20 protein-coding genes are annotated in these 19,997 nt (G+C 71.4%); 10 read left to right on the forward strand and 10 right to left on the reverse strand.

Translation table 11 applies throughout. The annotated features are described in order from the left end of the window. Positions 1-21: 21 nt before the first annotated feature. Positions 22-546, forward strand: coding sequence for a GNAT family N-acetyltransferase (locus tag OG357_RS22505; RefSeq protein WP_443066713.1), 525 nt, complete (start codon positions 22-24; stop codon positions 544-546). On the opposite strand, the gene OG357_RS22510 is transcribed toward OG357_RS22505, so the two are convergent. Next, positions 512-979: a carboxymuconolactone decarboxylase family protein gene (locus OG357_RS22510; RefSeq protein WP_329622854.1), complete on the reverse strand. Its 468-nt coding sequence runs from the start codon at positions 977-979 to the stop codon at positions 512-514. The genes OG357_RS22505 and OG357_RS22510 overlap by 35 nt on opposite strands. Positions 980-1,112: 133 nt before the next feature. Beyond that, positions 1,113-1,856 carry a GNAT family N-acetyltransferase gene (locus OG357_RS22515; protein ID WP_329622855.1) on the reverse strand — a complete coding sequence of 248 codons (744 nt, stop codon included), beginning with the start codon at positions 1,854-1,856 and terminating at the stop codon, positions 1,113-1,115. A 126-nt stretch (positions 1,857-1,982) separates the two neighbouring features. Here OG357_RS22515 and OG357_RS22520 point away from each other — a divergent pair, with 126 nt between their 5' ends. From OG357_RS22520 to OG357_RS22545, 6 genes are all read left to right on the forward strand, one after another. Continuing rightward, a complete protein-coding gene (locus tag OG357_RS22520; RefSeq protein WP_329622856.1) occupies positions 1,983-2,651 on the forward strand; it encodes a hypothetical protein in 669 nt (222 codons plus the stop codon). A gap of 84 nt (positions 2,652-2,735) precedes the next feature. Then, complete coding sequence (locus tag OG357_RS22525; RefSeq protein ID WP_329622857.1) at positions 2,736-3,572, forward strand: LLM class F420-dependent oxidoreductase; 837 nt, start codon at positions 2,736-2,738, stop codon at positions 3,570-3,572. A gap of 18 nt (positions 3,573-3,590) precedes the next feature. Next, positions 3,591-3,875: a hypothetical protein gene (locus OG357_RS22530; RefSeq protein ID WP_329622858.1), complete on the forward strand. Its 285-nt coding sequence runs from the start codon at positions 3,591-3,593 to the stop codon at positions 3,873-3,875. Next, positions 3,872-4,270 carry a hypothetical protein gene (locus tag OG357_RS22535; RefSeq protein ID WP_329622859.1) on the forward strand — a complete coding sequence of 133 codons (399 nt, stop codon included), beginning with the start codon at positions 3,872-3,874 and terminating at the stop codon, positions 4,268-4,270. Before OG357_RS22530 ends, OG357_RS22535 begins: the two co-directional genes overlap by 4 nt. Before the next feature lie 58 nt (positions 4,271-4,328). Then, positions 4,329-6,911: a bifunctional FO biosynthesis protein CofGH gene (locus OG357_RS22540; protein ID WP_329622860.1), complete on the forward strand. Its 2,583-nt coding sequence runs from the start codon at positions 4,329-4,331 to the stop codon at positions 6,909-6,911. Between the two features lie 16 nt (positions 6,912-6,927). Further along, complete coding sequence (locus OG357_RS22545) at positions 6,928-8,256, forward strand: TerD family protein (RefSeq protein ID WP_329622861.1); 1,329 nt, start codon at positions 6,928-6,930, stop codon at positions 8,254-8,256. 14 nt (positions 8,257-8,270) lie between these two features. On the opposite strand, the gene OG357_RS22550 is transcribed toward OG357_RS22545, so the two are convergent. Continuing rightward, complete coding sequence (locus OG357_RS22550; protein WP_329622862.1) at positions 8,271-9,347, reverse strand: tyrosine-protein phosphatase; 1,077 nt, start codon at positions 9,345-9,347, stop codon at positions 8,271-8,273. 165 nt (positions 9,348-9,512) lie between these two features. Between OG357_RS22550 and OG357_RS22555 the strand changes: the two genes are divergently transcribed. Next, positions 9,513-10,631, forward strand: a complete 1,119-nt coding sequence (locus OG357_RS22555; protein ID WP_329622863.1) for an ADP-ribosylglycohydrolase family protein — start codon at positions 9,513-9,515, stop codon at positions 10,629-10,631. Positions 10,632-10,647: 16 nt separating this feature from the next. Here the strand turns inward: OG357_RS22555 and OG357_RS22560 are convergent, their stop codons facing one another. From OG357_RS22560 to OG357_RS22575, 4 genes are all read right to left on the reverse strand, one after another. Continuing rightward, complete coding sequence (locus OG357_RS22560; RefSeq protein ID WP_329622864.1) at positions 10,648-12,219, reverse strand: sodium:solute symporter family protein; 1,572 nt, start codon at positions 12,217-12,219, stop codon at positions 10,648-10,650. 174 nt (positions 12,220-12,393) lie between these two features. Then, on the reverse strand, positions 12,394-13,176 hold the full coding sequence (locus OG357_RS22565; RefSeq protein WP_329622865.1) for an SDR family oxidoreductase: 783 nt from the start codon (positions 13,174-13,176) through the stop codon (positions 12,394-12,396). A gap of 90 nt (positions 13,177-13,266) precedes the next feature. Further along, positions 13,267-13,488, reverse strand: a complete 222-nt coding sequence (locus OG357_RS22570; protein WP_329622866.1) for a hypothetical protein — start codon at positions 13,486-13,488, stop codon at positions 13,267-13,269. A 25-nt stretch (positions 13,489-13,513) separates the two neighbouring features. Then, complete coding sequence (locus OG357_RS22575) at positions 13,514-14,056, reverse strand: hypothetical protein (RefSeq protein WP_329622867.1); 543 nt, start codon at positions 14,054-14,056, stop codon at positions 13,514-13,516. Positions 14,057-14,233: 177 nt separating this feature from the next. Between OG357_RS22575 and OG357_RS22580 the strand changes: the two genes are divergently transcribed. Next, a complete protein-coding gene (locus tag OG357_RS22580; protein ID WP_329622868.1) occupies positions 14,234-15,088 on the forward strand; it encodes a hypothetical protein in 855 nt (284 codons plus the stop codon). 123 nt (positions 15,089-15,211) lie between these two features. Here the strand turns inward: OG357_RS22580 and OG357_RS22585 are convergent, their stop codons facing one another. The 3 genes from OG357_RS22585 to OG357_RS22595 all read right to left on the reverse strand — a co-directional run bounded on the left by OG357_RS22585 (position 15,212) and on the right by OG357_RS22595 (position 17,354). Then, positions 15,212-15,412, reverse strand: coding sequence for a DUF397 domain-containing protein (locus OG357_RS22585; RefSeq protein WP_024756945.1), 201 nt, complete (start codon positions 15,410-15,412; stop codon positions 15,212-15,214). A gap of 191 nt (positions 15,413-15,603) precedes the next feature. Then, on the reverse strand, positions 15,604-16,464 hold the full coding sequence (locus OG357_RS22590; RefSeq protein WP_329622869.1) for a helix-turn-helix domain-containing protein: 861 nt from the start codon (positions 16,462-16,464) through the stop codon (positions 15,604-15,606). A gap of 188 nt (positions 16,465-16,652) precedes the next feature. After that, positions 16,653-17,354, reverse strand: coding sequence for a GOLPH3/VPS74 family protein (locus OG357_RS22595; RefSeq protein WP_329622870.1), 702 nt, complete (start codon positions 17,352-17,354; stop codon positions 16,653-16,655). A 183-nt stretch (positions 17,355-17,537) separates the two neighbouring features. On the opposite strand from OG357_RS22595, the gene OG357_RS22600 reads away from it, so the two are divergent. Next, positions 17,538-19,838: a D-alanyl-D-alanine carboxypeptidase family protein gene (locus tag OG357_RS22600; RefSeq protein WP_329625662.1), complete on the forward strand. Its 2,301-nt coding sequence runs from the start codon at positions 17,538-17,540 to the stop codon at positions 19,836-19,838. Positions 19,839-19,997 lie beyond the last annotated feature (159 nt).

Genomic DNA, 19,997 nt, shown 5'->3' on the forward strand with positions numbered 1-19,997 from the left:
CGGGCTCCTTAGGATGCGGGCGTGAACTACGTGTATGGGGAAACGGGCTGGTCGCTGCGCCCGGGCAGGCCGGAGGACGTCGAGCCGGTCGCCGAGCTGCGGGCGGTCGTCATGCGGGACGACCTGGTGCGGCTCGGCCGCTACGACGAGCACCGGGTGCGGCAGCGGCTGCGGGACGGGTTCTCGCCCGCGTACACCTCGGTGATCGAGGTCGGCGGCGCCTTCGCGGGCTGCGTGACGCTCCGCCCGTACGAGGAGGGTGACGGGGCAGGGGTCTACCTGGAGCACTTCTACCTGGCCCCCGAGCTACAGGGGCGCGGCCTCGGGACGGCGGTGCTGCGCGGCCTCCTCGACCGGACGGACGAGGAGGGGATACCCATCCGTCTCGTGGTCCTGAAGGGGAGCGCGGCCCGCCGTCTCTACGAGCGCGAGGGGTTCGCGGTCGAGTCGGAGGAGGACCCGGTCGACGTGCTGATGGTGCGGGAGCCCGCCCGTACCGTCACAGGCACCGTCAGAAGCCCACGCCGGCCGGCTGCCGGACGGTGACGTTGAGCCGGTTGAAGAGGTTCGTGATCGCGACCATCAGCACGATCGACGCGAGCTGCCTCTCGTCGAAGTGATCGGCGGCGGCGTCCCAGATCGCGTCCGGCACGGCGTCCGAGACGTCGGCGAGCCGGGTCGCGGCCTCGGCCAGCGCGAGGGCCGCGCGCTCCTCGTCGGAGAAGTACGGCGCCTCGCGCCAGGCGGCGACGGCGAACAGCTTCTCGTCGCTCACCCCGGCCTTCCTTGCGTTCTTCGCGCCGATGTCGACGCAGAAGCCGCAGCTGTTGATCTGGCTGGCCCGCAGGTGCACGAGCTCCAGGGTCGATTCGGGGACCCCGCCCTGCTTGGCGGCCTTCACCAGGTTCATGATCGCCGGGCCGGCGTCGGGCAGGACGTAGGCGGGGTTGGTCATACGGGCCTTGGGCTCGTGCAGCATGGTGATCGCTCCTCGGCGTCTCTCGTCGGTCGCTCGGTCGTTCGGTCGTTCGTCGCTTTCACAGCAATGACGGACCGGGCGCCGAGAATGTGACACCACCGGAGAACTTTTTTCGGGGAGTCTCCCGTGAGCCCTACGCCTCCGCGATGAGGGCGGTCGCGACCGTGCGGAAGCCGAGCCGGCCGTAGAGCCGGGCCACGTCCGCGTCCGACGCCGTCAGGAACACCAGCTCCGCGCCCCGGGCGCGGGCGTCCGCGACGAGCGCGGCGGTCACCGCGAGCCCGAGGCCGCGGCGGCGGGCCGCCGGGACGGTGCCGACGCCGACGACCTCGGAGACCGGACCGACCGGCTGGTGCTGCCCGGCCGAGAGGGCGACGCCGACGCTGTCGAGGGCCGCCGCGAGCCGGGTCAGCCCGGCGTCGATCCGCTCGGCGATCCGCTCGGCGGTGCCGGGCTGGGGCGCCATGCCGAAGGCCGCGTACGGGGCGGCGACGGCGGTCGCCAGGGCGTCGGTGTCGCCGGCGTCGACCATCCGGACGGTGACCCCCTCGGGGCCCGGTACGGCGAGGCCGTCGCCCTCCAGGACCATCAGCGGGTGCTCGTGCACGGTGAGCCCGCTCGCCTCCACGGCCGCCCGGAGCCCCGGCGTCGTCTCCGCGACCCACTCGAAGGCCTCGGGCACCCCGAGCTCCCGCTGCCGGGCCCGCACCGCCTCCACGGCGTCGAGCGCCACGACGCCGGAGTGCCCGAGCGTGGGGCGGGCGTAGAAGGGCCAGCCCTCCCCCTCCCGTACGAACAGGGTCAGGGGCCCGTGCGCCTCGGCGCGGGCGGAGGAGCGGGGGACGGCGTCGTAGTACGACTCGATTCGGTTCAGCACGCGGACACGGTAGGGGGCGGGGTGGTCGACCGCCTTCGAATATCGGACGGACGGTACGAGGAACCGGTCATGGCATGATCCCGTCACCATGGGCAGGAGTGACAGGGGAACAGTCGAGGGGGAGCCATGAGCCGGACGCACGCCTGCCCGGGATGCGGGCAGGACGACCGGGTGCAGGCCGTGCCCGCCGTGTACCTCGCAGGCCGGGACGCGGTCACCAGCCGCGAGCGGAACCGGGACGGCGACCTGCGGACCGTGACGCGGACGGTGACCACCGGACTCTCGGACGCGCTCGCGCCGGTGCCCGGGGCACCCGCCCACGCCATCGGTCTGCTCGGCTTCCTCAGCGGATTCGTGTGCGTCGCCGCGTTCCTGGGCTGGGTCTTCGTCGGGGGCGGTCTGGAGTCCGGGCCGGAGCTCGGGCCGGGGTCCGGGGCGGTGTCCGAGCCGGACTTTTCGATGTTCGGGACCCCGGAGGATCTCGGCCCGGACCTGGGCTACCTGGGCTGGGTCTCGGCCGGCGCCCTCGCCGTCACCCTCCTGGTCCTCTTCGAGGTCCGGCGGCGCCGGACGGCCTTCGCCCACCTCACGCGCGGCCGCGGCCGCGCCGAGGAGCTGTGGTCCCAGGGCTGGTACTGCCACCGCTGCGGCACGGTCCACTTCGAGGACGTCCCGGGCGAGGACCGCGCCCCGCTCACGCTCCAGCGCTTCCGCGAGAAGGTCTGGGAGCAGGGAGGGTACGGCGAGCTGGCGGCGGTGCGGCGCGCGGTGGACCCGGCCCGTGGCCGGGACTGACGACCGCCCGTGTCGTACCGAGGCGTACGACCCGCCCGTGTCGTACCCCTCGGAAAACCGCGCCCCACCCCCTACCGTGCCGCTATGCGGATCTCGACCACGATCTTCCTGACCGACGAGACCATCACCCCCGTGCGGCTCGCGCGCGAGCTGGAGGAGCGCGGCTTCGCCGGGCTGTACCTCCCCGAGCACACCCACATCCCCGTCGACCGGACCACGCCCTACCCCCAGGGCGGCGAACTGCCCCGGGAGTACGGCCGCATCCTCGACCCCTTCGTGGCGCTCGGGCAGGCCGCCGCCGTCACCGAACGGCTCGGGCTCGGCACCGGCGTCACGCTGATCGCCGAGCACGACGCGATCGCCCTCGCCAAGCAGATCGCGACCCTCGACCACCTCTCCGGGGGCCGCTTCACCCTCGGTGTCGGCTACGGCTGGAACCGGGAGGAGGCCGCCGACCACGGCGTCGACTGGTCGACCCGCCGGAAGCTCACCCACGACCGGCTGGCCCTGATGCGGGCCCTGTGGGCGCCGGAACCCACGGCGTACGAGGGGGAGTTCAGCCGCTCCGTCCGCGCGTCGCAGGCCTGGCCCAAGCCGCCGCGCGGCGACGCGCCCCGCATCCTGCTGGGCGGTGCGGCGGGCCCGAAGCTCTTCGCGCGGATCGCCGCGGAGGCGGACGGCTGGATGCCGATCGGCGGCCGGGGCCTGACGGAGTCGCTCCCGGTCCTGCGCGAGGCCTGGGAGGCCGCGGGCCGCGACCCGAAGAGCCTCCAGCTCGTCCCGTACGCGGTCCTCCCGAACCCCGGCAAGCTCGCGCACTACGCGGAACTGGGCTGCGAGGAGGTGGTCCTCCAGCTGCCGCCGGGGGGCGAGGCGGAGGTGCTGGGGGTTTTGGACGAGTACGCGCACTACCTGTCGTAGGGGCGCTATAGTCGACCTATGGCGACGACGACGATTCAGGTCTCCCGCGAGACCCGCGACCACCTGGCCACCCTCGCCGTGGAGCGCGGTCTCACCCTGGGCCAGCTGGTCCAGCAACTCGCGGAGCGCGTGCCCACCCGCGACCAGATCGCCGAACGGCTGCGGGCGGACCGTGACCACGCCCGCGCGCTCCTCGGTGTGGACGTGAGCGACGAGGAGTTCGACCAGGCGCCCGACGTCCTCGGCAACATCTACAAGATCGCGGCGGAGAAGGTCCGGGCCGCCCGGGGCGAAGCCGCGTGATCATCCTCGACTCCAGCGCGGTTCGCGCGCTCGCCGAGGGCCACAAGGCGCTCATCGAGCTCGCTGCCAACATGGCGAAGACCCCGGGTGACGCCATGTGGGTCCCGGCTCTGTGCCTGGCGGAGGCCGAGGCGACGAGTGAGGGTGCCGGGCGTGCCGCCCTCACCTTCTCCGCCGTCTCCGTCGATGACCTCGACACCGTCGCCGCCATGACCGTCGGCACCCTCGTGCGCGACGGCTTCGGTGGCCTGGACACCTGCCACGCGCTCTACTGCGCCTCGCCCCGACCGCAGTTCACCGGAATGTCGATCCTGCTCACGGCCCATGAGGACCGCTACCCGCCCGGCATCGTGACGGTGGACATCGACTCGCCCGGGATACTGGGCCACCACTGACCCCCCTTCCTACGGGGACCCGAACCCGACCCGGCGTGCCCGCTCGTATGCTCGGTTCATGACGGATCACCAGGCAGCACGTCCCACCGAGAACGCCATGCGTCGCGCGCTCAAGCGGGCCAGGGACGGGGTCGCGCTCGATGTCACCGAGGCCGCCGTGCTGTTGCGGGCGCGCGGGGAGGACCTCGCCGACCTCGTCGCCTCCGCCGGGCGCGTGCGGGACGCCGGTCTCGAGGCCGCCGGACGGCCCGGGGTCATCACGTACTCGAAGAGCGTGTTCATACCCCTCACCCGACTCTGCCGGGACAAATGCCACTACTGCACCTTCGTCACCGTGCCCGGCAAGCTGCGCCGGGACGGCCACGGGATGTTCATGTCACCGGACGAGGTCCTCGACGTCGCCCGGCGCGGGGCCGAGATGGGCTGCAAGGAGGCCCTGATCACCCTCGGCGACAAGCCCGAGGACCGGTGGCCCGAAGCGCGCGAGTGGCTCGACGCCCACGGCTACGACGACACCCTCGCGTACGTACGGGCCATGGCGATCCGGATCCTGGAGGAGACCGGGCTGCTGCCCCACCTCAACCCCGGCGTGCTGTCCTGGACCGACTTCCAGCGCCTCAAGCCCGTCGCGCCGTCCATGGGCATGATGCTGGAGACGACCGCGACCCGCCTGTGGAGCGAGCCCGGCGGGCCCCACTACGGCTCCCCCGACAAGGACCCCGCCGTGCGCCTGCGCGTCCTGGAGGACGCGGGACGGTCCTCCGTGCCGTTCACGAGCGGGCTGCTCCTCGGCATCGGCGAGACCGTCGAGGAGCGCGCCGAATCGCTGTTCGCGCTGCGCCGCGTGGCCCGCGCGTACCACTCGATCCAAGAACTGATCATCCAGAACTTCCGCGCCAAGCCGGACACGGCCATGCGCGGCATGCCCGACGCCGAGCTGGACGACCTGGTCGCCACCGTCGCCGTCGCCCGGCTCATCATGGGCCCCTCCGCCTGCCTCCAGGCCCCGCCCAACCTCGTCGACTCCGAGTACGAGCGGCTCATCGCCGCCGGCATCGACGACTGGGGCGGCGTCTCCCCGCTCACCATCGACCACGTCAACCCCGAGCGCCCCTGGCCGAGGATCGAGGAGCTGGCCGAGCGATCCGCCGCCGCCGGCTTCGAGCTGCGCGAACGCCTCTGCGTCTACCCGGAGTTCATCCAGCGCGGCGAACCCTGGCTCGACCCCCGCCTCCTCCCGCACGTCCGCGCCCTCGCCGACCCCGAGACGGGTCTCGCCGACCCCGACGCACCCGTCCGCGGCCTGCCCTGGCAGGAGCCCGACGAGGCCTTCACCGCCGCCGGCCGCACCGACCTGCACCGCACCATCGACACCACGGGCCGCACGCACGACCGGCGCGACGACTTCGACGAGGTCTACGGCGACTGGGACGCGCTCCGCGAGGCCGCCGCCCCCGGGATGGTCCCCGAGCGCATCGACACCGACGTCCGCGAGGCCCTCGCCGTCGCCGCCGACGACCCGACGAAGCTCACCGACCCCCAGGCGCTCGCCCTGCTGCACGCCGACGGGCCCGCACTCGACGCCCTCACCCGGATCGCCGACGACGTCCGTCGGGCGGCCGTCGGTGACGACGTGACCTACATCGTCACGCGGAACATCAACTTCACCAACGTCTGCTACACCGGCTGCCGTTTCTGCGCCTTCGCCCAGCGGCGTACCGACGCCGACGCGTACACCCTCTCCCTCGACCAGGTCGCGGACCGCGCCCAGCAGGCCTGGGAGGTCGGCGCCGTCGAGGTCTGCATGCAGGGCGGCATCCACCCCGACCTGCCCGGCACCGCCTACTTCGACATCGCGCGCGCGGTGAAGGAACGCGTCCCCGGCATGCACGTGCACGCCTTCTCGCCGATGGAGGTCGTCAACGGCGCCACCCGCACCGGTCTGTCGATCCGCGAGTGGCTGACGGCGGCGAAGGAGGCCGGGCTCGACTCGATCCCCGGCACCGCCGCCGAGATCCTCGACGACGAGGTCCGCTGGGTTCTCACCAAGGGCAAGCTGCCCACGGCCACCTGGATCGAGGTCGTCACCACCGCCCACGAGCTGGGCATCCGCTCCAGCTCCACGATGATGTACGGGCACGTGGACCAGCCCCGGCACTGGCTCGGCCACTTCCGGACCCTCTCCCGCATCCAGCAGGAGACCGGTGGCTTCACCGAGTTCGTGACGCTCCCCTTCATCCACACCAACGCGCCCGTCTACCTCGCGGGCATCGCCCGCCCCGGCCCGACCGCCCGCGACAACCGCGCGGTCATCGCGATGGCCCGGCTCCTCCTCCACCCGCACATCCCCAACATCCAGACCAGCTGGGTGAAGCTGGGCACCGAGGGCGCCGCCGAGATGCTCCGCTCGGGCGCCAACGACCTGGGCGGCACCCTGATGGAGGAGACCATCTCCCGTATGGCCGGGTCGAGTTACGGCTCGTACCGCTCGATCCGCGACCTGGAGGCCATCGCGGAGGCGGCGGGCCGCCCGGCGAAGCCCCGGACGACGATGTACGGGGAGGTCCCGGAGGAGCGGCAGCGCACGGCGAGGGCGTCCGACGGCCACCTCCCGGAACTCCTGCCGCTCGTCCAGGAGTGAGGGGCATGATGCGTCCATGACGCAGATCATCAAGGGGGGAAACCTTCCGCTCAGCGGCGAGCCGATGCGGGTCGCCGTCGTACGCCGGTCCGACGGGCCGGGAGCGCCGGAGGTGGACGCGGCGGCGCTGCTCGTCGGCGCGGACGGCAAGGTCAGGGGCCGGGAGGACCTGGTCTTCTACAACCAGTCCGCGCACGTCGGCAGCGGCGTGCGGCTGACGGGGAACGTCCGGGGCGAGGGCGGGGCGGTCGCGGACTGGCTGGAGATCGACCCCGACCGCGTGGAGCCGGCCGTGGAGCGGATCGTGGTCGCGGCGTCCTGCGACGACGCGACGTTCGGTGAGGTCGAGGACCTGTACCTGCGCGCGGTGAGCGCGACCACCGGGGAGCAGCTGGCGCTGTACGCGGTCGAGGACGCGACGACGGAGACGGCGATCCTGCTGGGCGAGTTCTACCGCAGGGCCGGCGGGTGGAAGTTCCGCGCGGTGGGTCAGGGGTACGACTCCGGACTGCCGGGCCTGGCCGAGGACTTCGGATTCGCGGTGCCGGAGGAGACGGTGGAGGCGCCGGAGTTGGAGGCGGAGGAGGCGGAGGTGCCGGTGCCGGCCCCCGTGCCCGCGCCGGCCCCCGTGGATGCACCGGCCCCCGTGCCCCTCGCCGTCGGGGCCGTCGGCAAGGTGCACGGGCCCGCGTCGCTCTCCGTGCCGTCCCTCGGGGTGCCCCTGGCGCGGCGCAACGACCTGCCCGAGGAGATGGGGCCCGAGTTCGCGCCCGTCGAGTTCTCGGACCGTGGGAAGGAGGAGATCGACCCCGGTCTCACCCTCCCCAAGGGCTTCGTCGTCGTCGACGTGCTGAGGAAGGGCGACGGGTACATCGAGGTCGTCACGCTGACCGTGCGCGGGCGCCGATGGCGGGAGGTCCTGAGCAGCACCCTCCCGGACCTGCACGGGGTAGGCGTCTTCCACCACGACGGCCGGACGCCGCTGCGGCTGCGGGTCGACGCGCCGGGTATGGCCGCGTGGACGATCAGGCTCCGGCCGGTGTCGACCCTGCGTGCCTTCGACGGCCCCGTGGAGGGTTACGGGCCGGACGTCCTGGCCCACACCGGCGACGAGACCGACGTCAGGTTCCGGTTCCGGGGCGACGAGGACAAGGAGGGGTACTTCGGTGTGAACGTCCACCGGCGCGGCGGACACTGGCAGCACTCGTTCAGCAGGCGGGACCGGGGGCGCGGCGGCGGTTCGATCCCCCGGGGCCCCCGCCTGCTGGTGGTCGAGGCCGACGGCGGCTGGTCCATGGAGCCCGGCCCGTCGAGGATCGCGAGCTTCTGGACCCGCCGCCGCTAGCGGGGTGTCGTGCGCTACCCGACCAGCAGGTCCCTCTTCAGCTCCTTGAGCTCCTGCTGGTCGAGGCCGAGGCCCTTCCGCAGGTACGCGCGGAAGGAGCCGTACTCCTCCTCGACCTCCGCGAAGCTCGCGTTGAGGTACGCGGGGCGGACGTCGAGGAGGGGCTTGTAGACGGCGGCCTGCTGGGCCGGGAGGTGGGAGAGGATCGCCTCGTTGGCGGCGGCCCGGTAGGTGTTGCTGGCCAGGTAGTCCGCCATGACCGTCTCCTCGGGGACGCCGAGGGCGGTGAGCAGGGCCGCGTTCGACCAGCCGGTGCGGTCCTTGCCCGCGGTGCAGTGGAAGAGGACGCCCCGGCGGTCGTCGTCGGCGATGCCGTCGTAGACGGCGGTGTAGGCGGTACGGGCGGTGCCGCCGCTCACCATGAAGCGGTTGCCCTCGACCATCATCGCCTCGGCCTCGGCGGGGCTCTTCGGCATGGAGGTGAAGGTGCCGGAGCCCGCGAGGACGTCGGCGACGACATGCGTCGCGCCGGCCGGGACGCGGTCCGGGGCGGCGGTCCGCTCGGACTCCATGCGCAGGTCGAAGACGGTCCGGACGCCGAGCCGCCTCAGCTTGGCGAGGTCGGCGTCGGTGAGCTTCTCCAGCGAGTCGGAGCGGTAGACCTCGCCCATCTTCACCCACTGGCCGTCGCGGGTCCGGTAGCCGCCCGCGTCACGGAAGTTGACGGTGCCCTGGAGGCGTATCAGCCGGTCGGCGAGGCGCAGCGACGTGCCCCGGTCGGGGACGAGGTCGAACCAGCGGCGGTCGGCGCCGGCCAGGCCGGAGACGGTGACGGAGCCGGTGGCGCCGCCGCGGGCGACGGTACGGCCGCCGGTGCGGATCGTGACGCCGCGGGTGCCGGGGGCGGACCACGTGACGGTGTAGGTGCCGCCGGCGTTCTCGGTGACGGTCGCGGCGGTGAAGGGGATCCGCTGCTGCGTGTGAGCCGGTCCGTGGCGGTGCGCGGAGGCGGTGGGCGCGGTGATGCCGACGAGCAGTGCGGCGGCGAGGGCCGCGGTCGAGAGGGTCTTGACTCGTGTCACGGGGTTCATGCCGTGGATCGTTCAAGTCACGACCAAACCTCGGGTGAACTGCGGTCAAAAGTGGACTGACGGGCGTCCGATCACATAACGCTTCGGCCCCCGAACGCTCGTACCCGGTCGATTACAGTGCGGCAAGGAACCGTCAGCGAACCGCCGACCGGGGGAGGGCACGTCGTGGCGACGACAGCCGCAGCCGTGTGGGGCCGCGCCGAACAGCAGGACTTCCGGGCCCGCGTCAGGGGCTGTCTCCTCGGCGGAGCCGTCGGCGACGCGCTGGGCGCCGGGGCCGACGGCCTCACCCTCGCGGAGACGCGGGAGGCCCACGGACCTGACGGACTGACCGAGCCCGTCCCCGCGTACGGCAGGCGGGGCGCCGTCACCGCCGCCACCCAGATGAGCCTGTTCACCGTCGACGGCCTCATCCGCGCACAGGTCCGCCGCGACACCGGCGCCTGGCACCCGCCGACCGACGTCCACCGGGCGCACCTGCGCTGGGCCGCCACACAGCGCGACTGGGGCCCGGACGAGCGCCGCAAGGACAACGGCTGGCTCGCCCGCGAGGAGTGGCTCTACGCCCGCCGCAACCCGCCCCGCGCCTGCCTCACCGGCCTCGGCGACGAGCTCCTCGGCACCCTCGACAAGCCCAAGAACCCGGAGGCCGCCGACTCCGGCGCGCTCGTCCGCTCGGCGCCCTTCGGGCTCCTCGTCGGCTGGGAGCCGCAGCTCGTCTGCCAGCTCGCGGTGGAGTGCGCGGCGCAGACGCACGGCGCCCCGGCGGCCACGCTCGCGGCGGGCGCCCTCGCGGTCACGGTGCACGGTCTCGCGCGCGGCGCCTCCGTCGAGGCGGCGGTGGCCTCGGCCGTGCAGCAGGTCGCGGAGCGCCCCGGCCACGAACCGGTGACCGAGGCCCTCACGGGGGCCCTCGGAGCCGTACGGGAAGGGGCGCCGGACGCGGAGCGGGTGGCGGGTCTCGGGGCGGACGAGGACCGGGCCGAGGGGCAGCTGGCGGCGGCCGTCTACTGCGCCCTGGTCGGCGAGGACGTCCGGCACGGGCTGCGGCTGGCCGTGAACCACGACGGGCCCTCGTCGGTCACGGGGGCGCTCACCGGCGCGCTGCTCGGCGCCCTGCACGGCGAGACGGCCCTCCCGCCGGCCTGGCTGGCCGAACTGGAGGGCCGCGCGACGGTCCTTGAGCTGGCGGACGACTTCTCGATGGAGATGACGCAGGGCGCCGCCCTGCACTCCGCCACGGAAGCCTCCCCGGGCTGGCTGGCGCGCTACCCGCGGGGCTGACGGGCGGTGGGACCCGCTAGCCGAGGGGCTGATCGGCGGCCTGCCCGGGCCCGCCCTGCGCGGGCACGGAGGCGGCGGCCGATCCGCCGTCCCCGTCCTCGTCCCCGTCCGGATCCGTGCCGATCCGGTGCAGGAGCGCGTCCCGCTCCGGGGTGTCCTCCGGCCGGACGAAGCCGATGAGGACGTACAGGACGAGGGAGGTGGCGAGCGGCGAGACGATCTGGATCTGGAGCTCGATGCCGTCGAGGCCGTAGTTGGTGAGCCAGAAGACGAAGAGTCCGGCCGCCCAGGAGACGAGGGCCGCGGTCGGCCCGGACTTCCGGAAGGTCTTCAGGAGGCCCAGCATGAACGGGATGGCGATCGGGCCCATCAGACCGGCCACCCACTTGATGACGACGGTGATGATGTCCTTGAAGGTGGGGGAGTTGACCTGGGTGGCGACCGCCATCGACAGGGCGAGGAAGGCGATCGTCGACCAGCGCGCGGCGAGCAGCCCGGCCTGCTGGGTCCAGCTCCGCGCGGCCTTGCTGAGGACGGGGGCGATGTCCCGGGTGAAGACGGCCGCGATGGCGTTGGCGTCGGAGGAGCACATGGCCATCGTGTGCGAGAAGAAGCCGACGATGACCAGGCCGAGCAGTCCGTGCGGGAGCAGTTGCTCGGTCATCAGGGCGTAGCTGTCGGAGGCGTCGGGCTTCTTCGGGTCGACGAGCAGCGGCGCGACCCACATGGGGAAGAAGAGGACGAGCGGCCAGACGAACCACAGGACGGCGGAGAGCCGGCCGGAGCGGGTGGCCTCGCGGGCGTTGGGGGTGGCCATGTAGCGCTGGGCCTGGTTCCACATGCCCCCGCTGTACTCGAAGGTCTTGATGAAGAGGTACGCGAGGAGGAAGGTCAGCGTGTACGGGCCGGCGGTGGGCGCCGTGTGCCCCTGGAGCTCGGGCCGGTCCCAGACGTCCCACAGCGCGCTGATCCCGCCGAGCTTGGCGAGGACCGCGACGAGCATGGCGATGCCGGCGAAGAACTGGATGACGAACTGGCCGAGTTCGGTGAGGGCGTCGGCCCACAGGCCGCCGACCGTGCAGTAGATGCCGGTGATGACACCGGTGATGAGGATGCCCTCGTTGAGGGAGATCCCGGTGAAGACGGAGAGCAGGGTGGCGATGGCGGCCCACTTGGCGCCGACGTCGACGATCTTCAGGAGGACGCCGGACCAGGCGAGCGCCTGCTGGGTCGGGAGGTTGTACCGGTTCTTCAGGTACTCCAGCGGGGAGGCCACGTGGAGCCGGGAGCGGAGCCGGTTGAGGCGGGGCGCGAAGAGGTGGGCGCCGATGGCTATGCCGATGGCGATGGGGAAGGACCAGGTGACGTACGAGGTGACGCCGTAGGTGTACGCGATGCCGGCGTACCCGGTGAACATGACGGCGCTGTAGCCGGACATGTGGTGCGAGATGCCGGAGAGCCACCAGGGCATCTTGCCGCCGGCGGTGAAGAAGTCGGAGACGTTGTCCACGCGCTTGTGGGACCAGACGCCGATCGCGACCATCACGCCGAAGTAGCCGATGAGCACGGCCCAGTCGAGACTGTTCATTGAGCCCCCTCCAAGGGGTCCGGTCCGCCTTGTGAACGCCGTTCATGGTGTGGCGAGTCACAAGGCGGGGACAATGCAATGGAGGGTCAAGGGACAGTAAAATCGTTCTGTTTACTGACCCTTGTTCACATCTATGAATTTATGGAGGGGGTGGCGGAGAGGCTCCGCGCCGGGTCAGCGCATCAACTCCCCGGCGTTGACCAGCAGGGACTGGCCCGTGATGGCCCGCGCCCGGTCCGAGGCGAGGAAGGCCGCGGCCTCCGCCACGTCCCCGTCCGTCGCCAGCTCCGGCAGCGCCATCCGCTCGGTGAGCCGGGCCAGGACCTCCGCCTCCGGCACTCCCTCGGAGTCCGCGGCGAACCGCACGTACGCCTGGACCGGCGGCCCCCACATCCACCCCGGCAGCACGGTGTTGACCCGGATCCGGTGCGGCCCCAGCTCGTGCGCGAGGGAGTACATCGCCGAGGTCAGCGCCCCCTTCGAGGCCGCGTACGCCGCCTGCCGCACCTGCGTGGGGGCGGCGATCGCCGACTGCGTACCGATCAGGACCACGGAACCGCCCCGTTCCTTGAGTGCCGGCAGGCAGGCCCGGGTCATCCGCAGCGTACCGAGCAGATTGACGTCCAGGACGGCCTGCCAGGTCGCGAAGTCGGCGTCCTCCAGGCCCCCGAAGTAGGAGTCCCACGCGGCGACGTGGACGACGGCGTCGACCCCGCCGAACCGCTCGACGGCGAGGGAGGCGAGGGCCGCGCACTGCTCCTCGTCGGTGATGTCGGTGGCTCGGTACGCGGTACGGCGCCCCTCCGGGTCGATCTCGGCGGCGGACTTGGCGAGGTTCGCCTCGGTACGCGCGCCGAGCACCGCGTTCCCGCCGTCCCGCACCACCGTCTCGGCGATCCGATGACCGAGCCCGGCCCCGACCCCCGACACGACGACCGTCTTCCCCTGGAGCAGCATCCGGACCCTCCTCGACCCTGGCCAAGCATCTGACGGTCCGTCAGGGTAGAGGGGGTGCGTGCAGGAGAGAAGATGCTTGGACGTATTCGGTCAGTCCAGGTAGTGCGGATGGATGTGGTCCGGGTTGAACGGGGCTCGCCCTTTGCCCGACGGCATCACATGGATGGCTCTGAAGATCTCCCCCACCAAGGCGCGGCGTTGCTCCAGCCCTCCAGCTCGCCACTCGTTTTCGTAGTCTCGCTCACGGCGGCGCCGGGCACGGGAGCCGTGAGTCGCCAGCTCGCCCTCCAGTCGGTCGAGTTCGGCGTTCATGGAGGCGAGGGCTTGGTAGTAGTCGTCAGGGCGCAGTCCCTGCACCCGATCCGAGCCCTCGGCCCACGACGATGTGAGGTCCCGCTTGCGGGCGGAGATGTCCGAGATCCGAGTTCGGAGGGTCTCCGCGAGACCGTCCTGTTCCGGACTTTCTTCCCGTGTCGGCGGCTTCGTCGAGTCCGTCGATCTCGCCCGACAGCAGGTCGCTGAGCATGCGCCGGAAGGCGGGACGGATCACCATCCAGTCGGCCGTGCCATCGCTCTTCGTGAGCCGCTTCTTCTTGAACGCCCCGGTGTCGTTCTCTCGGTAGACCTGAGCGAAGGGACCCCAGGCGAGGTCGATGCGCTTCCGGTCGACGTCCTGCAGCTGGAGGTCGATCCCTTTCTCGTCGCCGCGTCGGTCGCAGGAGGTTCGTAGGTAGCAGCCGGGGCGCTGTGGGACGTACCGGCGTAACGAGTCTCCGACGGCGAGCGCAACCGCCGTGCGGTTCCGAACACGCTCAGGGATCACCACGCCATCCCAAGATGCGTCGAGCTCGGTCGAATCGGTGGCGTCGAAGGTGTTCATGGTTTCTCCGGGTGCGAAGGGTATGCACCCGGAATCTAAGACCCAACGGTGACTTTGTGGGTGCAATGAGTAGTTGTCGTCCGCAAGGTGGATCGCTCGCGCAGGCGTTCCCACCCGCCAGTATCTGACGTACCGTCAGGTATGTTCGGTTGAGTCGTATCTGGCGTGGGAGGGTGCATGGAAGCGAGTGATCGCGAGGAGCGACACCTGGAGATGTACGCGGAGTTGGCGTCGGTCGGCCCGTATGGCGTGAAGGTCGGACACGCCTTGATCACCATGGTCGAACCGCATGTCGGGCATGAGCGGGCGTACCACAGATGGTACGAAGATGATCATTACATCGCTGGAGCCATGGCCATGCCCTGGATGTACGCGGGCCGGCGCTGGGTCGCCACCCGCGAGCTCCAGGAGCTGCGCCGGCCGGAGAAGTCCGCCGTCGCGCAGCCCGTCACCGCGGGCTGCTACCTCTCCACGTACTGGATCACCGACGGCCGCTACGACGAGCACATGAAGTGGACCGTCGCCATCAACAAGCGGCTCAACCGCGACGCCCGCGTCCACCAGGACCGCACGCACGTCTTCACGGCGTTCCAGGACCACGAGGCGACCGTGTACCGCGACGGGGCGGGCGGCCCGCGCGACTTCCACGCCCTCGACCACCCCTACCAGGGCCTGATTCTCCAGGTCGTCGACACCGAGGGCCCCGAGGCCCGGGCCGCGCTCCTCGACCGGCTGCGCTCGCGGGAGCTGCCCCGGCGGCTGGCCGGGTCACCGGCGGCGATGGTGACGGTCTTCCGTCCGACCCCGCTGCCCGGCGACCGGATGACGTACGTGAAGCAGGTGGAGGGCGTCGACACCCGGCTGACCCTGCTCTGGTTCCTGGAGCAGGACCCGCGCGCATGCTGGACGGAGCACTTCGCGGACCTGGAGAACCTCGGGGGCGCCGGGGGAGACGGGTGCCGGGTGGAACTCGTGGCGCCGTTCATCCCGACGGTGCCGGGGACGGACCGGTACGTGGACGAACTGCGCTGAACTTCTGCGCCGACCTTCTGCGCTGAACTTCTGCGCCGGGAAAGGGCCGAGCCCCCTCGGCCAGGACGGCGGACCGGTCGAGAGGGCTCTTCGGGTACTGCGGTGAAGACGGGTGCATCGGGGTCAGAGGGCCCCGTTGCTCACCTCGCCGACGAAGGCGTTCCACGATCCCGGTCCGAAAGAGAGGGACGGGCCTTCGGGAGCCTTGGAGTCACGCACCGCGATGGCGGCCACGACCGGGGACTTCACTTCGACGCAGGCGCCGTTCCCGCCGGAGTACGAAGACTTCGTCCACACGTCCGTCGCACCCTGAAAAATCGCCATTATGCTCAACTCCGGTTCTGCCAGTGGGTGTGTCTCGCCAGCGTTCTTGCCGGCGTGATCGACGCTACTCGCCGGTCCCGTCCGACGGGACCGGCGTTCACCCGACCGGGTGGCATATTCCAACTGCGCTTCCATGGGAGCGATCACGCGGTGTACGGTGCCTGGCCCGCCCGCTCGCGATCTGTTTGCGATCAGCCCTGGGCGTGCTTCTTGGCCATCTTCGCGATGAACTCACGCGTCTGGTCGACGTTCAGCGCCTGCGCCCTGAGGTGCTCGTACATGACGCTGTACTTGCCGACGTCCTGCGCCTTCTCCAGGTACAGGTCGCTGGTCACGCCCTCGATGTAGACGACGCTGGAGTCGGACGTGTCCGGGAACTCCAGGATCGAGTACTGGCCGCTGATCCCCGGGTGCGCGCCCATCTCGAAGGGGATCACCTGCACGGTGACGTGCGGCAGGTGCGACTGCTCGATGAGGTGCTCCAGCTGCTGCACCATCACCTGCCTGCTGCCGACGATCCGGTGCAGGGCGCCCTCGTCGATGACCGCCCACAGGCGCAGCGGACGCTCCTCGTCCCGGATGCGCTCCTGGCGGCGGGTACGGACCGTGACGCGCTTGTCGATCTCCGCCGGCGTGGACTCCGGCAGTGCGCCGCAGATCACGGCCTCCGCGTACGCGTGGGTCTGGAGCAGGCCGGGAATGATCTGCGGCTCGTACATCCGCAGGCTCTCCGCGTCCGTCTCCAGGCCGATGTAGACGCTGTACGGGATGTCGCCGAAGGCGTGCCACCAGCCCTGCTGGCGCGAGTCCTTCGCCATTTGCATGAGCGAGTCGACCATGCGCTCGTCCTCGACCTCGTACACCCCGCAGAGGTCGCGCACATCGCGCTGACTGATGGAGCGGCGGCCGTTCTCGAGGCGGCTGATCTTGGACTGGGAGACGAGAAGGCGCTCGGCGACCTGCTCGGCCGTCATGTTCTTCGCTTCCCGGAGCTTGCGCAGCTCCTGGCCCAATCGGCGCCGCCTGACAGTGGGGTTGACGTTGGACGCCACGGAAACTGCACCTCCGGCTGCTGTCTGCCTGCGTAGCTGTGAGTATCTACTGCTTGGCAGACTGCCACCAATGGCCGGGTACGCGCTGGGAAACCGGCACAACGCACGTGTGCGGGGCGGTCGTCACGACCGCCCCGCACACCTGTGCGGCTCCCGGGCTGGTTCCTTCTCGGTCCTTGCGTGTCGGCTCAGTGAGCCGCCGCGCGGGCCATGGTGCCGCGTGGCTGCGCCGGTACGCCCGCGGCGGGCGCACGGCGCGGCTGTGCCGCCGCACCGTTCTGGACGTCCATCACGGCGTGTGCCACGAGGCCGCCCATCGGGTCGTGCCGGATCAGATCGCGCAGCCGGGACCGCGACGACCGTCCTTCGTTGCCGGGGTACAGGTGCTTGCCGAGACCGACCGCGTGGGCCAGTGCGGCAAGCGCCGCGGTCCGCGGGTCCGGCGGTACGCCGGTGCGGATCGCATTGTCCAGCCGGGAGCGGATCTCCCTGCTGATCGCCGTCTCCGTCGCCTGGTAGCGAGTCGTCGGCAACACCCCGCACATCTGGCCCTCCACGGCATGCACCATGCCGCATCGCTCCAGATGCGAGAGATACGTCTGACGGAGCCCCAGTCGGGGTCCGCCGATCCAATGGACGGCCCGAACCGGGCTGCCACGCCTGCGCAGCAGCTCCAGTGCGGAGTCCAAGGTCGGATCTCCGGTCGGCCGTGGCATCACCACGGCGATACGATCCCCGTCTGGGGCTATCCGTCCTGCCAGAGCCAGCTCCACTAGCTGTGCTCCGGCCAGGCCGAGGTCGAGCGACTGCGGCTGCGCTGTGGTACCCGTGGTCGGGTCCAGAGCGAGCAGCAGAAGCTCCTCCGGAATAGTTCTGCGGCTCCTGCCCATCCATGCCTCCCCGCGTGGATGAATGACAGGGTGACCCCTCTCACATTCATCTGTCGAGAGTGCCTGGGTGGTTCATCCGGGAACCAGTAGGTATGTCGTTCTCGTCTAGCACGGGAGCCAAGGGGTTCACACAGGACACTGGTAGACGGTTCGGACGTACGCATGACGCATGGAGGAGGCACGGTGGCGGGCGAGTCCCCCGACAAGGCGGAGCAGCAGGGGTCGTCGGAACAGACGGCGGCTTCGGGCGGCGGCCGGGATCCTCGGCTTTCCGTACTCCGTGAGTCAGAGTCGTCCGTGGCCTCGCAGTCGCCGTCACAGTCGGCGGTTCAGGTGGATCAGCCGACGGCCGTGTTCAAGACGCTGGCTCCCCGGACGTCGGAGGACGACGTGCCGAAGCCGGAGGCGTCCCCGAAGTCGGCCGCGTCCCCGTCCGCGTCCCCGTCCCCGTCCGCGTCCTCGGACGAGCCCGAGAGCGCGCGTCTGAAGGCGGCTGTGGCGGCGTGGGTCGCCTCGGCGGACGACGAGGACTCCGAGAGCGAGTCCGAGCCCGCGAGTGCCCCTGAGCCCGAGGACGCCGTCGAGACCGACGCACCGGCCGACGAGGACGCCGACGAGGAGTCGGCGGACGAGGCGGACGAGGAGCCCGGCGACGAGCCCGCCGACGAGCAGGTCGACGCGTCCGTCGACGCGTCCGTCGAGGGCAAGGCGCCCGTCGAGTCCTGGTTCGCGGCGCGGAAGCCCAGCGAGGCGGAGAAGTCCGCGGCCGACGACGAGCCGACCTCCGACGAGCCGACCTCGACCTCCGACGAGCCGGCCGACGACGAGCCGGCCGACGACGAGCCGGTCGATCAGCCGACCGCCATGTTCAAGATCGTCCGTCCGCCCGTGGCGCCCGCCGTGGACCAGCCGACGACCGCGCTGAAGCTCCCGCCCGGTCTGCGCGAGGATTCCGACAGCGAGCGCACGAGCACCTTCGTGCCGCTGCGTGCGGACATCCCCGCCGAGCGGAAGGCGGAGGCGGCCCAGGAGGCCCCGAAGCCGCCGAAGGCGCAGGAGGCCCCCAAGGCGCCCGTGCCCGCCCCCAAGGCCGCGGCCGGGGCCCCGAAGGCCCCCGCGGCCGCGGAGCCCGCCCCCGCCCCCGTACCGCCGGCGTCTCTCGTCGAGGCGGAGCGGACCCGGCAGCAGCCGCTTCCGCCGCTGCCTCCGCTGGACCTGCTCGCGGAGCTGACGAACACCCCGCCGCCGAAGCCGAACGCCCTGCGGACGACCGCGCGCCGGGTGCGGATCTGGACGCCGCTGGTCGTGCTCCTGCTGATCGTCTTTGCGATCGTGCAGATGGTCCGGCCGCTGCCCGCGCCCGCCCTGACCCTCTCCGCCTCGCCGACCTTCACCTTCGGCGGCGGCGAGCTGAAGCTGCCGTGGCCCACCGAGGGCCAGGGCGCCGTCGAGGTCGAGGGCGTCGGCTCCATGGGGCTGTACGGCCCGCAGAAGCCGGCCCCGATCGCGAGTGTCACGAAGACGATGACGGCGTACGTGATCCTCCGCGACCACCCGCTCAAGGGGAGCCAGAAGGGCCCCGAGATCGAGATCGACCAGAAGGCCGCCGACCAGGGCAAGGCCGAGCACGAGTCGACGGCGGCGGTCCAGGTGGGCCAGACCTACACGGAGAAGGAGCTCCTGGAGCTCCTCATGATCCCGTCCGCGAACAACGTGGCCCGGCTGTTGGCCCGGTGGGACGCCGGTTCGGAGGCCGCGTTCGTCGAGAAGATGAACGCCGCCGCGAAGGACCTGGGCATGACCCAGTCCACGTACACCGACCCGTCCGGTCTGCTCGACAGCACCGTGTCGACCCCGCAGGACCAGCTGAAGCTGGCGAAGGCGGTCATGCAGTACGACGTGTTCCGCGAGATCGTGAACATGCCGAACGTGACGGTCGACGGCATCCCCGGCCGGATCGAGAACAACAACAACATCCTGCTCGAGCCGGGCGTGAGCGGCATCAAGACCGGCTCCTCCACCCCGGCGGGCGGCAATCTGCTCTGGTCGGCGAACACCGTCGTGGACGGGCAGACCCGCCGCATCCTCGGCATCGTGATGGGCGCGAAGGACGCGGACCAGCTCGGCGAGAAGCTCCAGCTCGCCATCGACAACAGCCTGAAGATCATCCAGCAGGCCCAGAAGGACGTCACCTCGGCCGCCGTGGTCCGCAAGGGCCAGGTCCTCGGCTACATCGACGACGGGCTCGGCGGCCGGACCCCGGTCGTGGCGACCAAGGAGCTCAAGGCGATCGGCTGGCCGGGCCTCCAGGTGAAGCTGGCGCTGACGGACGGCGGCAAGGCCGTCCCGCGCTCGGGCAAGGCGGGCGACGTCGTCGGCCAGGTGTCCATCGGTACGGGCGTGGGCAAGGTCAGCGCCCCCGTCGCCCTCCAGGCGGACCTGGTGGAGCCGGGCTTCGACAAGAAGCTCACGCGCGTGGGCTGAGCCGCCACCCGCTCGGCCGGGCGCCCCGGACCTCCGGGGCGCCCGGCTGTTAGCGTTTCCGGGGGACGAGAAGCGAGACGGTACGGGCAGCACGGGAGAGGGCAGCAGTGACCACCGCTGAGCCGACACGCGCGGACCGCGCCGACCACGCCGACGGCG

This window comes from Streptomyces sp. NBC_01255 (assembly GCF_036226445.1).
Classification (GTDB): domain Bacteria; phylum Actinomycetota; class Actinomycetes; order Streptomycetales; family Streptomycetaceae; genus Streptomyces.

Bases quoted from the DNA above. Each gene is read 5' to 3' on its own strand.
- OG357_RS22530 (WP_329622858.1), top strand. From the start codon at position 3,591: ATGGCGACGACGACGATTCAGGTCTCCCGCGAGACCCGCGACCACCTG.
- OG357_RS22540 (WP_329622860.1), top strand. From the start codon at position 4,329: ATGACGGATCACCAGGCAGCACGTCCCACCGAGAACGCCATGCGTCGC.
- OG357_RS22580 (WP_329622868.1), top strand. From the start codon at position 14,234: ATGGAAGCGAGTGATCGCGAGGAGCGACACCTGGAGATGTACGCGGAG.
- OG357_RS22575 (WP_329622867.1), bottom strand. From the start codon at position 14,056: ATGAACACCTTCGACGCCACCGATTCGACCGAGCTCGACGCATCTTGG.
- OG357_RS22570 (WP_329622866.1), bottom strand. From the start codon at position 13,488: ATGAACGCCGAACTCGACCGACTGGAGGGCGAGCTGGCGACTCACGGC.
- OG357_RS22550 (WP_329622862.1), bottom strand. From the start codon at position 9,347: ATGAACCCCGTGACACGAGTCAAGACCCTCTCGACCGCGGCCCTCGCC.
- OG357_RS22595 (WP_329622870.1), bottom strand. From the start codon at position 17,354: ATGGGCAGGAGCCGCAGAACTATTCCGGAGGAGCTTCTGCTGCTCGCT.
- OG357_RS22510 (WP_329622854.1), bottom strand. From the start codon at position 979: ATGCTGCACGAGCCCAAGGCCCGTATGACCAACCCCGCCTACGTCCTG.
- OG357_RS22560 (WP_329622864.1), bottom strand. From the start codon at position 12,219: ATGAACAGTCTCGACTGGGCCGTGCTCATCGGCTACTTCGGCGTGATG.
- OG357_RS22565 (WP_329622865.1), bottom strand. From the start codon at position 13,176: ATGCTGCTCCAGGGGAAGACGGTCGTCGTGTCGGGGGTCGGGGCCGGG.
- OG357_RS22525 (WP_329622857.1), top strand. From the start codon at position 2,736: ATGCGGATCTCGACCACGATCTTCCTGACCGACGAGACCATCACCCCC.
- OG357_RS22545 (WP_329622861.1), top strand. From the start codon at position 6,928: ATGACGCAGATCATCAAGGGGGGAAACCTTCCGCTCAGCGGCGAGCCG.
- OG357_RS22585 (WP_024756945.1), bottom strand. From the start codon at position 15,412: ATGGCGATTTTTCAGGGTGCGACGGACGTGTGGACGAAGTCTTCGTAC.
- OG357_RS22520 (WP_329622856.1), top strand. From the start codon at position 1,983: ATGAGCCGGACGCACGCCTGCCCGGGATGCGGGCAGGACGACCGGGTG.